At 66.3% G+C, this 12117-nt stretch carries 11 protein-coding genes; 3 read left to right on the forward strand and 8 right to left on the reverse strand.

Annotated features, from left to right (window positions below; all coding sequences use genetic code 11):
• Positions 1-101 precede the first annotated feature (101 nt).
• The 5 genes from cobT to cobS are packed head-to-tail and all read right to left on the reverse strand — an operon-like array spanning position 102 to position 4490.
• A complete protein-coding gene (gene cobT, locus I6N89_RS03465; protein WP_207016833.1) occupies positions 102-1979 on the reverse strand; it encodes a cobaltochelatase subunit CobT in 1878 nt (625 codons plus the stop codon).
• A gap of 54 nt (positions 1980-2033) precedes the next feature.
• Positions 2034-2438 carry a hypothetical protein gene (locus I6N89_RS03470; RefSeq protein WP_207016834.1) on the reverse strand — a complete coding sequence of 135 codons (405 nt, stop codon included), beginning with the start codon at positions 2436-2438 and terminating at the stop codon, positions 2034-2036.
• A 52-nt stretch (positions 2439-2490) separates the two neighbouring features.
• Positions 2491-2808 carry a hypothetical protein gene (locus tag I6N89_RS03475; protein WP_207016835.1) on the reverse strand — a complete coding sequence of 106 codons (318 nt, stop codon included), beginning with the start codon at positions 2806-2808 and terminating at the stop codon, positions 2491-2493.
• Complete coding sequence (locus I6N89_RS03480) at positions 2805-3500, reverse strand: aspartate/glutamate racemase family protein (RefSeq protein WP_236016420.1); 696 nt, start codon at positions 3498-3500, stop codon at positions 2805-2807. The genes I6N89_RS03475 and I6N89_RS03480 overlap by 4 nt, the downstream gene beginning before the upstream one ends.
• Before the next feature lie 6 nt (positions 3501-3506).
• Positions 3507-4490 (reverse strand): cobaltochelatase subunit CobS, encoded by a 984-nt coding sequence (gene cobS, locus I6N89_RS03485; RefSeq protein ID WP_076704276.1) that lies wholly within the window; start codon positions 4488-4490, stop codon positions 3507-3509.
• Between the two features lie 159 nt (positions 4491-4649).
• Between cobS and I6N89_RS03490 the strand changes: the two genes are divergently transcribed.
• Entirely contained in the window at positions 4650-5207 is a 558-nt protein-coding gene (locus tag I6N89_RS03490) for a sigma-70 family RNA polymerase sigma factor (RefSeq protein ID WP_207016836.1), read from the forward strand.
• Positions 5204-5896: an anti-sigma factor gene (locus I6N89_RS03495; RefSeq protein WP_207016837.1), complete on the forward strand. Its 693-nt coding sequence runs from the start codon at positions 5204-5206 to the stop codon at positions 5894-5896. Before I6N89_RS03490 ends, I6N89_RS03495 begins: the two co-directional genes overlap by 4 nt.
• A 312-nt stretch (positions 5897-6208) precedes the next feature.
• Here I6N89_RS03495 and I6N89_RS03500 read toward each other — a convergent pair whose 3' ends face one another.
• From I6N89_RS03500 to I6N89_RS03510, 3 genes are all read right to left on the reverse strand, one after another.
• Positions 6209-7189: an ABC transporter permease gene (locus tag I6N89_RS03500; protein WP_207016838.1), complete on the reverse strand. Its 981-nt coding sequence runs from the start codon at positions 7187-7189 to the stop codon at positions 6209-6211.
• On the reverse strand, positions 7182-8219 hold the full coding sequence (locus I6N89_RS03505; RefSeq protein WP_207016839.1) for an ABC transporter permease: 1038 nt from the start codon (positions 8217-8219) through the stop codon (positions 7182-7184). The genes I6N89_RS03500 and I6N89_RS03505 overlap by 8 nt, the downstream gene beginning before the upstream one ends.
• Before the next feature lie 104 nt (positions 8220-8323).
• Positions 8324-10030 (reverse strand): peptide ABC transporter substrate-binding protein, encoded by a 1707-nt coding sequence (locus I6N89_RS03510; protein WP_207016840.1) that lies wholly within the window; start codon positions 10028-10030, stop codon positions 8324-8326.
• Positions 10031-10276: 246 nt separating this feature from the next.
• Here I6N89_RS03510 and I6N89_RS03515 point away from each other — a divergent pair, with 246 nt between their 5' ends.
• Positions 10277-12097 (forward strand): ABC transporter ATP-binding protein, encoded by a 1821-nt coding sequence (locus I6N89_RS03515; RefSeq protein ID WP_207016841.1) that lies wholly within the window; start codon positions 10277-10279, stop codon positions 12095-12097.
• Positions 12098-12117: the final 20 nt, after the last annotated feature.

Raw genomic sequence — 12117 nt, forward strand, 5'->3', positions numbered from 1 at the left:
TATGTCCGAAAGAGAAGACGCATCGGGCGCGTCTTCTCTTTGCAAATACGCAAAAAAATCCCCGGCCATCCGAGATGAGGGCCGGGGTGTCTTGGGGTCGGTCAGCTGGCGCGCTTGATGCCCATGAAACGGGCGCGCGCGCGCGGGTCGCTGTCGAAGAGCGCCGCGAGCTGTTCGGTCATGGCGCCCGCAAGCTGTTCGACATCGGTGATCGTCACCGCACGCTCGTAATAGCGGGTGACGTCATGGCCGATGCCGATGGCCAGCAGCTCGACCTGCTTCTTACGCTCGACCATCGCGATCACGTCGCGCAGGTGCTTTTCGAGATAATTCGCCGGGTTCACCGAGAGCGTGGAATCGTCCACCGGCGCGCCGTCGGAGATCACCATGAGGATCTTGCGCGCCTCGGGGCGGCCGGCCATGCGGCGATGCGCCCATTCCAGCGCCTCGCCGTCGATGTTTTCCTTCAGCAGACCCTCTTTCATCATCAGCCCGAGATTGTCGCGCACCCGGCGCCAGGGCGCATCGGCACGCTTGTAGATGATGTGGCGCAGGTCGTTGAGCCGGCCCGGCTGCTGCTCGCGGCCTTCGTTGAGCCATTTCTCGCGCGCCAGCCCGCCTTTCCACGCGCGGGTGGTGAAGCCGAGGATCTCGACCTTGACCGAGCAGCGCTCCAGCGTGCGCGCCAGCACGTCGGCGCAGATCGCCGCGATCGAGATCGGGCGGCCGCGCATGGAGCCGGAATTGTCCAGAAGCAGCGTCACCACCGTGTCGCGGAACTCGGTGTCCTTCTCGATCTTGAACGACAGCGGCGTGGTGGGGTTGGCCACCACCCGTGCCAGACGGCCCGCATCGAGAATGCCTTCCTCGCGGTCGAATTCCCAGCTGCGGTTCTGCTGCGCCTGAAGCCGGCGTTGCAGCTTGTTGGCAAGCCGCGAGACCGCGCCTTTCAGCGGGTCGAGCTGCTGGTCGAGATAGGCGCGCAGGCGCTCCAGCTCGGCGGGTTCGGCCAGCTCCTCGGCGGGGATTTCCTCGTCATGGGTGCTGTCATAGACCTTGTAGGCGGGATCGGCCTCGGAGACCGGCGCGGGGGCGGGCGGCTCCATCGGCGCCTCCCCCTCGGGCATCTCGGTTTCCTCGCCGAGCTCCTGATCGGCCATGTCATCGGCAGAGACCTGCGCCTGGCTGGCATCCTGCGTTTCGTCCTGGCTCTGCTCGGGCGAGGCTTCGGCCTCGTCCTGATCGTCCTGATCCTCGCCGGTCGAGTCGGGCTGTTCCTCCTCGCCGCTTTCGGGTTCGGCCTCGTCCTGGCTCTCGTCGTCGAGCTGGTCGGGATCCTCGCCGAGCTGGTCGCCATAGCCCAGATCGGTGATCATCTGGCGGGCGAATTTGGCAAAGGCGGCCTGATCGGCAAGCGTGTCTTCGAGCCCGTCCAGCGTGCCGCCGGCCTGCTCCTCGATAAAGCCACGCCAGAGATCCATCACATGGCTGGCGTCCTTGGGCAGCTCGCGCCCGGTGGCGAGATGGCGGATGAGATATCCGGCGGCCACAGGCAGCGGCGCCTCGGCGGCCTGGGTGATCTGGCCATAGCCGCGTCGCGCCGCCTCGTGGCCGATCTTGGCGTCGATATTGCCGGCGGTGCCGGGCATGTCGCGCGCGCCCATCGCCTCGCAGCGGGCGGTTTCCATCGCCTCGTAAAGCTCGCGCGCCATGTCGCCCGGCGGGGCGTAGCGGGCATGGGTGGCGCCGTCATGGTATCGGCGGTGCAGCGCCAGCGCGTCGGCGGTGCCGCGGGCCAGCAGCACCTCGTCGCGGGTCATCCGGCGGCTGACTTGCGGCAGTCGCATGATGTCGCCGGAGACGCCCGAGGGGTCCACGGTGTAATTGACCGAAAGCTCCGGGTCGTCGGCCATGACCTTGGTGGCCTCGGCCAGCGCCTTCTTGAAGGGATCTGCGGGGTTGTCGTCATTGCGCGCCATGGCCACAGGTTTCGCGCCCCGCGCGGCGATTGGCAAGGGGCAAAAATGCCCGCGTCAGCCCGGCAGCATTGCAGCGCAGGCGGCACGGTGGCGGCTGGCCAGCAGGCGGGCACGGGCGGCGCGGCGCGGATCGGTGCCGAACTCTGCGTCATGCAGCAGACGCGCCTGCGCCGCCTTGGCCGCGAGGCGGCGATGCAGCAGCGCACGCCCGTCGAGCCCGGCGGCGCGCGCATCGGGCAGGATCGCGGCAATCAGCGCCTCGAACCCGCTGCGCAGCGCCTGATCGCGGCCGCCGTCGCCGCGCTGCATCAGCCAGGTGAATTCCACGCTTGCCGAGAGCCGCCCGGCGCAATCCGCAAAGAGCCGCGCGCGGTCTGTCACCCGGGCCGGCGCCTCGCCGGGAGGGGCGGCAGCGAGCGCCAGCATGGCGGCGCAGAGGATGCTCTGAACGATGCCCATGCCGCCGAGGCTGGCACGGAAAGCTTGCGAAAGAATGAGCGCGGCGGGCGGCTCAGGGGCGCGGCAGCAGCGCGTCGCAGCGGGTGGCGATGCGGGTGAAGAGATCGCTGCTCTGGGAATCGCCATCGATCAGCCCGCGATAGAGCAGCCGGTAGCCGGCGACATGCGCCTCGGCCACGCCGGTCTCGCTCAGTGCGGAGAACTCTGCCACCAGCGCCAGCGCCGCGTCGGGGGCGACGCCAAGTCCCGGCATGGCGCGCTGCTCGGCGGCGACGCCGCTCCAGAACGCGGCGCATTCGGCAGGGGTTTCGGAGAGGGCCGGGCTCGCAACCCCGGCAAGAAGCAGGAACGCGGCGCGCCGCGCGCTCACAGCGCCGCCCGGCCGGTGGCAAGCCGCGCGAGCAGGTCCACATGCACGTCGAGCGCGTCGATCACCCGGTAGCCGGGATCGCTGGCGCCGTCGAAGGCGAGATTGAGATCGGTGCCCGCCAGCACCACGGCCTCGGCGCCCCGATCCTCGACCAGCGCGCGGCCCGCATCATAAAACAGTGCGCGCAGCTCGGGCGTGCAGAGCCCGGCGACCGCCATGTCCTGATAGCTCTGGCCCAGCTCTTCGGTGCGCTCGTCGAGCGCCACCGCTTCGGTCTTTGCGAGCTGGCCGTAAAGCCGCGTGCGCATCACCACGCGGGTGCCGAGCAGGCCGACGCGTTTCAGCCCCTCGGCGGCGAAATAGTCGTCGAGCGGCGTCACCGCCGAGACCAGCGGCAGCGGCGACCGCGCCGCCGTCTCGTCATAGCAGAAATGCCCGCCGAGCGAGGTGATCGCGGCGCAGTCGCAGCCGGCGGCCTTCAGGCGGTCGAGCAGGCCGAGATAGATCTCGGCTTGCTCCGCGCGATTGTCGGCGAGGTTGTTGCGGATCAGCTCATGCACATCCGCATGCACGATGGTCAGCTCCAGCCTGCCGCCGAGCCGCTGCACGGCGGCGGTCAGGCGCTGGTAATAGACCACGGTCGCGGCCACGCCGATGCCGCCGATCAGTCCGATATGCAGCGGCGCGGGCATTGCGGATCAGACGAGGCTCAGGCTCGCCGCGCTTTCCGGCAGCTCTTCGTCAAAGCAGCGCTGGTAGAACTCGGCCACGGTCTGGCGCTCGAGCTCGTCGCATTTGTTGAGGAAGGAGACGCGGAAGGCGTAGCCGACATTGCGGAAGATCTCGGAATTGGTCGCCCAGGCGATCACCGTCCGGGGCGACATCACCGTCGAGAGCTCGCCGTTCATGAAGGCGCGGCGGGTGAAATCGGCCACGGTGACCATCTGGCGGATGGTCTTGCGGCCTTTCTCGTTGTTGTAATGCGGCGCCTTGGACAGCACGATATTCACCTCGGCGTCGATGCTGAGATAGTTCAGCGTCGCCACCAGCGACCAGCGGTCCATCTGACCCTGGTTGATCTGCTGGGTGCCGTGATAGAGGCCCGTCGTGTCGCCGAGGCCCACGGTGTTGGCGGTGGCGAAGATGCGGAAATACTTGTGCGGCGTCAGCACCTGGTTCTGATCGAGCAGGGTGAGCTTGCCGTCGGTTTCCAGAACCCGCTGGATCACGAACATCACGTCGGCCCGGCCCGCGTCGTATTCGTCGAAGACGATGGCGGTGGGGTTGCGCAGCGCCCAGGGCAGGATGCCTTCCTGAAACTGGGTGGTCTGCTTGCCGTCCACCAGCTTGATCGCGTCCTTGCCGATCAGGTCGATCCGGGAGATGTGGCTGTCGAGGTTGACCCGCACGCAGGGCCAGTTGAGCCGGGCGGCCACCTGTTCGATATGGGTGGATTTCCCGGTGCCGTGATAGCCCTGGATCATCACCCGGCGGTTGTTGCGAAAGCCCGCGAGGATGGCCAGCGTGGTGTCGGGGTCGAACTTGTAGGTGCTGTCGAGATCCGGCACCCGGTCGGTGCGGTCGGGAAAGCCATGGACGACCATGTCGGTGTCGATGCCGAAGACTTCGCGGACCGCGATCTCTTCGGTCGGTTTCGCATTGACGTCGATCTCGCTGCTCATGGCGTGCCTCTGTACGGTCGTGAACTCTGTTGGCCCCCGTGGTGCCCCATATCTTCGGGAAGGGCAAGAGCACGGGCAGGTTGCGGATAGGGTTTGCTCCCGCTGCGCTGCCGCGATAGGCTCCGGGCAAGAAAAGACCCTGTTCAGGCGCCGCACCCCGTGACCACCCCGCAAGCCGAGATCGAAGATCTGATCGCCCGGATCGCCATGGGCGACCGCGCCGCCTTTCGTCTGCTCTATGACCGGACGGCGGCGAAACTTTTCGGCGTCTGCCTGCGTGTCTTGGATGACAGGGCGCTGGCCGAAGAGGCGCTTCAGGACGTTTACTGCAAGATCTGGGCGCGCGCCGGGCAGTATCGGGTGAACGGGTTTTCGCCGATGACCTGGCTGATCACGCTGGCGCGCAACGCCGCCGTCGATCGGCGCCGCCGGCGCGATGCTGGGACAGGGCGGGTGACCGACCCGATCGACGCGGCGGATCTGATCGCCGATCCGGCACCGGGCCCGGCACAGCATGCCGAGGCGCGCGGCGAGGCGCAGGCACTGGCGTCCTGCATGGCCGAGCTGCCGCCCGAGCGCGCCGAGATGGTGCGCCGCGCCTATCTCGACGGCGATACCTATGCCGAGCTTGCCACCGCCACCGGCGTCAAGCTGAACACCGTTAGAACCTGGCTGCGCCGCAGCCTGATGCAATTGAGGGAGTGCCTGAGCCGATGAGCGGGCCAGAGGAAACAGATCTTCCGGGCGGCTGGGAAGCCGCGACGGCGGAGTATGTCCTCGGGCTGCTGTCGGAGGAGGAGACCGCCGCCTTCGAGGCGCGGCTGGCACAGGACCGCGATCTGCGTCAGGACGTGGAGGCATGGGAAGAATATTTCGCCACGCTCACCGATCCCATCGCCGAGGTCGCGCCGCCGCCGCAGGTGCTGCGCCGCGCGGAGGCGGAGCTTTTCGGGCGCCGGTCGCAGCCTGCCTGGCGGCAGCTGCTGCCCTATCTTCTGGGCGCCGTCACCGCGGCGGCGATTGCCTGGGCGGTGAGCTTCAGCGGACTGCTCGACACGCGCGACGCGCCGCATCTTTATGCGGATCTGGAGACGCCCTCGCGCGGGCTGGTGATGCTGGCGCATTACGCGCCCGACAGCGGCACCTTCATGGTGCGGCGCGATGCGGGCGATTATCCGGAGGACCGCTCGCTGGAGATCTGGCTGATCGCGGATGAGGACAGCGCACCGATGTCGCTGGGGCTGGTCGATCGCGAGGGGCTGACCGAGATCCCGGTGCCGCGCGCCATCGCCCGGCAGATTCCGGGCGCGGCGGTGGCGATCTCCGAAGAGCCCGAGGGCGGCTCGCCCACCGGTCAGCCGACCGGGCCGGTTCTGGCGCTCGGGCAGATGGCGCCACGCGGATAGGCGGATTTTGGGTGCGTGGGCGGTGGGCAGATTGCCCACCCTACGGTGAGCCGCGCCATCGCCGGCCCGTGGGGCGGCGATCTTTTCTCTGAACCCCTTAATTTATCCCGGCCAAGTCCGAATGACCTCGAAACACGGCATGGCGTCACCAAATCGCCAGCCCGTCACGCCATAGGCGTGCCAACTATAAACAGCGCACCTCCGGTGCGACGGGACGGGCCGGCGATGGCGCAGCGGCCTGCTGCCTTGTCCCCCGCCCGGAGCAACGTTCTGGTGTAGGGTGGGCAATCTGCCCACCGCTCACGGCATCCCTTACCGCCCGCGAATCCGCGGATCGAGCGCGTCGCGCAGCCCGTCGCCGAGATAGTTCACCCCCAGCACCGTCAGCGAGATCGCGATCCCCGGCAGCATCACGCGTTCGGGGAAATCCTCCATCCGCGCCACCGCGTCGGCCAGCATCTTGCCCCAGGTCGGGAAATCCGACGGGAAGCCCACGCCGAGAAAGCTCAGCGCCGACTCGGTGATGATCGCCGTCGCCAGACCCAGCGTCGCCGACACCATGATCGGAGACAGCACGTTGGGCAGCAGATGCCGCTTGATGATCTGGAAGGGCCGCGTGCCGATGGACCGCGCTGCCAGCACGAATTCGCGCTCCTTGATGGCGAGGATGTCGCCGCGCACGATCCGCGCCGTGGGCATCCAGGAGGTAATTCCCACGACCGTCACGATGAGGATGAACATGCCGCCCTCGGGGCCGAAATTGGCGCGCAGCGGCTGGCGGAACAGCGTCACCGCCACCAGCAGCAGCGGCAGGATCGGCAGCGACAGGAACAGGTCAGTCAGGCGCATCAGCGGCCCGTCGAGTTTCTTGAAGAACCCCGCCATCACGCCGACGCCGGTGCCGATGATCAGCGACAGCAGCATCGCCGCCCAGCCCACCGCCATCGAGGCGCGCCCGCCGGCGATGAGCTGCGCGAGGTTGTCGCGGCCGAGCTGGTCGGAGCCCAGCGGGTGGTTCCAGCCGGTCTTCGCCGAGGAATCCCAGATCGCCGTATACATCGGCCGCATGTCCTTGGAGCGGATATCCAGCGCCTGCGGGTCCAGCGTCCAGATATACGGCCCGAACAGCACGCCGAGCGTGATGAAGATCAGGAAGAACGCGCCCAGCATGGCGCCCTTGTGCTTGCGGAACTGCTCCCAGACATCGCGCCATTTCGAGCGCGGCGGCGCCTGCGGGCCCTTGTCCTTGAGCGCTTCGATGGGGGCGGGCGAGGAGGGGACGGGCTCAGTCATAGCGGATCCTCGGGTCGAGAAGGCCGTAGAGGATATCGGCGATCAGGTTGAAGAGCACGATCAGGAAGGCGAAGATGAAGGTCAGCGTCATCACCATCGGCAGATCGTTGGCAAAGAGCGCGGTGATCAGAAGCTGGCCGATGCCGTTCACCTTGAACACGTTCTCGGTGATGATCGCGCCTCCGAAGATGGCCGGCACGCCGAGCGCGATCACGGTGACCACCGGGATCATCGAGTTGCGCAGCACATGCACCATCACGACGATGGACTCCGACAGGCCCTTGGCCCGCGCGGTGCGCACGTAATCCTGGTTGAGATTGTCGAGCATCGAGGCGCGCATGTAGCGGCTCAACTGCGCGGTGGTTTGCAGCGCCAGCACCATCACCGGCATGATCATCTGTTGCAGCTGGTATTTGAAGCTCGCCCAGTCCCGCACCTCATGGGTGGTGTCGTAGATCGACGGGAACCAGCCCAGATAGACCGAAAAGATCACGATGAGCAGCGGCCCGGTGAAGAAGGGCGGAATCGAAAAGCCCACCATGGTGATGAAGGTCCCCGCCTGATCGAAGACGGAATATTGCCGGTAGGCGGAATAGATCCCGATGGGCAGCGCGATCAGCACGCCGACGATATAGGACATGCCGACGACCCACAGCGTCTGCGGAATGCGTTGCAGCACGATATCCATCACCGGCGAGCGCGTCTGCCAGGAGATCACCCGCAGCTCGCCCTGATAAAGCGCGGTATCTGGCAGCCAGCCCAGCAGGAAGCTGTCGCGGGTCAGCCAGTCGATAAAGATCTTGGGCTCGGTCCAGAACACCTGCACCAGCCATTTCCAGTATTGCACCAGTGGCGGCTCGCCGAGGCCGAGCGCCTGGCGCATCTTCTCTTTCACCTCCGGCGGCACGGTGAGCGGAACCTGCGCCATGGGATCGCCGGGGGCGAGCTGGAGGAGCATGAAGATCACGAAACTGATGAACAGAAGCGTCGGGATCGACAGGATCAATCGTCGGGTTGCATAGGTCAGCATGCGGCGCCTCGGGTCATGAGTTCAGCTATCCTCCGGTCGGGGACTGGCGGGAGACGGGGCGGCGCAGGGGCCGCCCCGTTTTCGTCAGGGGTTTCAGGTGGCGATCAGCCGTCGATGCGATACCAGTCGGCGGCGTTCCAGAGCTCGGAATCCCAGGTGTTCAGGACCACGCCGCCCAGCGTGTTGGAATGCGCCGAGACGCGGCCACGGTCGACCAGCGGGACGATGGTCATCGTGTCCTTGGTCAGCATCTCGTTGAGTTTCTTGGCGATCTCGCCGCGCTTTTCCAGCTCGCCGGTCTTCGCCAGCTCGTCGAGCAGCGCATCGTATTCCGGGTCGCAGAAGCGGTTGATGTTCTCGCCCTGCCACTGGCTCGACGGCTTCGGCTCGTTGCCGCAGCGATACATCGACAGGTAGGATTGCGGGTCGGTGCCGTCGAAGTTGTTGGCGTACATTTCCACGTCCGCATAGAACTTCTGGAAGGTGTCGGGCGAGCCCGGGTCACCGCCGAAGAACACCGAGCTGTCGACGTTGCGCAGTTCGGTCTCGACGCCGATCTGGCTCCACCAGTCCTTGATCAGGGCCTGGAAGTCCTGGCGCACGGCGTTGGTCGAGGTCTGATAGAGCAGCGAAAGCTCCATGCCGTCCTTCTCGCGCACGCCGTCACCGTCGGTGTCGGTCCAGCCGGCCTCTTCCAGCAGCGCCTTGGCGCCTTCGAGATCCTGCGTCAGGCATTCCTCGTTGGGCGAGGCGTAAAGCGCCGGGGCGGGAACCAGGTTACAGGTCGGACGGCCGGCCTGGCCATAGCCGATCTCGGTCAGAAGGCCGCGGTCGATGGCCATGGAGAGCGCCTTGCGCACGTTGAAATCCGACAGGATCGGGTGCGGATGCGCAACGGTGGAGCGCTCGCCCTCGGGCAGATCGGGCGAGGGATCGGTGAGGTTCATCTCGATCCGTTCGACCAGCGTGCCGAAGGCCGACACGGGCGTGCCGGTGCCGCCTTCGGACATCGAGGCGAGCACATCGGGGGCCAGCTGGAGGTTCCAGGCGTAATCGAACTCGCCGGTCTGAAGCACCGCGCGGGCCGCCGATTCCGCATCGCCGCCGCCTTTCAGCGTGGCCGTGGCAAAGGCGGGCTTGGCCGGATCACGGTAGTTGGGGTTGGCGGAGAGCGAAATCACGTCGTTCGGCTTGAACTCGTCGACCACGAAGGGGCCGGTGCCGACGGGGTAGAAATTCGCGTCGGTGCAGGACGAGGCATTGGCGCCGAGGCACTGTTCGAACTGCGCTTTCTGAAGAATCGGCGACTGGCCGCCCATGAACGGGCCGTAAGGGTTCGGCATCGGCTTGTCGAAATTCACCACCACGGTCAGATCGTCCGGGGTTTCGATGCTTTCGACGCCGGTGAACTTGGCGAGCTGCGCGCAGCCGCCTTCGGGATGCATGCAGTATTCGCCGGTGAACTTCACATCCGCCGAGGTCACGGGGCTGCCGTCGGACCAGACGAGCCCGTCCTTAAGCGTCCAGGTGATCGAGGTCAGATCCTCGGACACGCCGCCGTTTTCCACGGTGGGGATTTCGGTGGCAAGATAGGGCACAAGCGCGCCGGTCTCGGTGTAACGGCCCAGCGGTTCAAGCACCAGCGAGGCGGCCTCGATGTCCTTCGTGCCGCCCGAAAGATAGGGGGTCATGATGGACGGCGCCTGCCAGTAGATGATGTTCACATGCCCGTCCTCGCCGCGCTCGGCAAAGGCGGCGGGGGCCAGCGCAGATGTGGCGACCGCCCCGAGCAAGAGGGTCTTGAGCGTCATGAGTCTCTCCTTGTTGGGCTGCCGGCCACGGGGACCGGCTTTTGGTTTTTATGGAAGGGAATCACCCGAGCCCCGGCCGCGTTTCACAAGCGTCCTGAGCGCCGCGACGATCCCCGTCGTGCCAATCATCGAAACAGAACCCGTCAAAATTGCAAGCGCTGCCTTGGCGGAAACCATCGCGGGGGTTTGACAGTTTGGCGGGCCTGCCCGTAGCGTTTGCATTCATACATCTTCAGGAGTGCGCGCATGCTCGACAACCCCATCGCCCGGATCGACCGCCTTCGGGTCGAGTTCGAAACCAAGGACGGCACCGTCGCGGGCGTCGAGGATGTGAGCTTTGACGTCAATGCGGGCGAGACCGTCTGCATCGTCGGCGAATCGGGATCGGGCAAATCGGTCTCGTCGCTGTCGCTGATGCGGCTCATCGAGTTCGGCGGCGGCGAGATCGCCAATGGCCGCCTGCTTTTTGATCGCAAAGAGGGCGGCGAGCTGGATCTCGCCACCGCCGATCAGGATCTGATGCGCACGATCCGCGGCAACGAGATCGGCATGATCTTTCAGGAGCCGATGACCGCGCTGAACCCGGTCTTCACCGTGGGCCGGCAGCTCACCGAGGGGCTGCGCGTGCATCGCGGCATGACCCGCGAACAGGCCGAGGCCCGCGCGCTGGAGCTGATGCAACAGGTGCGGATCCCCGAGCCCGAGCGGCGGCTTAAGCAATATCCGCACGAGCTTTCGGGCGGCATGCGCCAGCGCGTGGTGATCGCCATGGCGCTGGCCTGCAAGCCGCGTCTGCTCATTGCCGACGAGCCGACCACGGCGCTCGACGTAACGATTCAGGCCGAGATCCTGGCGCTGATGGACCGGCTCAAGCGCGAGACCGGCACGGCGGTGATGTTCATCACCCATGATATGGCGGTGGTGGCGCAGATGGCCGACCGCGTGGTCGTCATGTTCCGCGGCAACAAGGTCGAGGAGGGCACCGCCGAGGAGATCTTCGAACGCCCGCAGCACCCGTATACCAAGGCGCTGCTGGCGGCCGTGCCCAAGCTGGGCGAGATGAAGGGCAAGGCGCTGCCCGAGCCGATGCGGCTCCTGGGACGCGAACAGGACGAGGTGAAGCCGATCCCCGGTACCGACCAGCCGCTGCTGACGGTCGAGGGGCTGACCACGCGCTTTCCGGTCAAGGGCGGCTTTTTTCGTCGCACCATCGCCAATGTGCATGCGGTCGAGGATCTGAACTTCGTGCTCAACAAGGGCCAGACGCTGAGCCTCGTTGGGGAATCGGGCTGCGGCAAGTCGACGGCGGGCCGCTCGATTCTGCGGCTGGTGGAGCCGATGCGCGGGCGCGTCGATCTCGATGGCACCGATATCATGGGGTTGGGGCCAAACATGCTGCGCGACGAGCGGCGGCAGATGCAGATGATCTTTCAGGATCCCTTTGCCTCGCTCAATCCGCAGATGAACCTCGCCGATCAAGTGGCCGAGCCGATGCGGAATTACGGCACCCATTCGGGATCGGCGATGATGGACCGGGTGGCGATGCTCTTCGACCGGGTGGAGCTGCCGCGCAGCTTCATGCGCCGATTCCCGCACGAGCTGTCTGGCGGGCAGCGGCAACGGATCGCCATCGCCCGGGCGCTGGCGCTGAACCCCAAGCTGATCGTCTCGGACGAGGCGGTCTCGGCGCTGGACGTGTCGGTGCAGGCGCAGGTGCTGAACCTGATGATGGAATTGCAGGCGGAGATGGGGCTCTCCTATCTCTTCATCAGCCACGACATGGCGGTGGTCGAGCGGGTGAGCCACAAGGTGGGGGTGATGTATCTCGGGCGCATCGTCGAGATCGGCCCGCGCGCGGCGGTATTCGAGAATCCGCAGCACCCTTATACCCAAGCGCTGATGAAGGCGGTGCCGATTGCCGACCCGCATATGCGGAAATCCGAAAAGGATCTGAATTTCAAACCGATTCCCTCGCCCATTCACCCGGTGGGCTATGAGCCCGAGCCCAATGTTTATGATGAGGTGGCGCCGGGGCATTTCGTGCTGACCTCGGATAGCGGCTACTAGGGGAGAGGCGCGGGGCTCCG

It is taken from the genome of Salipiger abyssi (assembly GCF_017311415.1).
Lineage (GTDB): Bacteria > Pseudomonadota > Alphaproteobacteria > Rhodobacterales > Rhodobacteraceae > Salipiger > Salipiger abyssi_A.

Coding starts and splice junctions, on each gene's coding strand:
- cobT (WP_207016833.1), bottom strand. CDS start 1,979: ATGGCGCGCAATGACGACAACCCCGCAGATCCCTTCAAGAAGGCGCTG.
- I6N89_RS03470 (WP_207016834.1), bottom strand. CDS start 2,438: ATGGGCATCGTTCAGAGCATCCTCTGCGCCGCCATGCTGGCGCTCGCT.
- I6N89_RS03480 (WP_236016420.1), bottom strand. CDS start 3,500: ATGCCCGCGCCGCTGCATATCGGACTGATCGGCGGCATCGGCGTGGCC.
- cobS (WP_076704276.1), bottom strand. CDS start 4,490: ATGAGCAGCGAGATCGACGTCAATGCGAAACCGACCGAAGAGATCGCG.
- I6N89_RS03495 (WP_207016837.1), top strand. CDS start 5,204: ATGAGCGGGCCAGAGGAAACAGATCTTCCGGGCGGCTGGGAAGCCGCG.
- I6N89_RS03500 (WP_207016838.1), bottom strand. CDS start 7,189: ATGACTGAGCCCGTCCCCTCCTCGCCCGCCCCCATCGAAGCGCTCAAG.
- I6N89_RS03505 (WP_207016839.1), bottom strand. CDS start 8,219: ATGCTGACCTATGCAACCCGACGATTGATCCTGTCGATCCCGACGCTT.
- I6N89_RS03510 (WP_207016840.1), bottom strand. CDS start 10,030: ATGACGCTCAAGACCCTCTTGCTCGGGGCGGTCGCCACATCTGCGCTG.
- I6N89_RS03515 (WP_207016841.1), top strand. CDS start 10,277: ATGCTCGACAACCCCATCGCCCGGATCGACCGCCTTCGGGTCGAGTTC.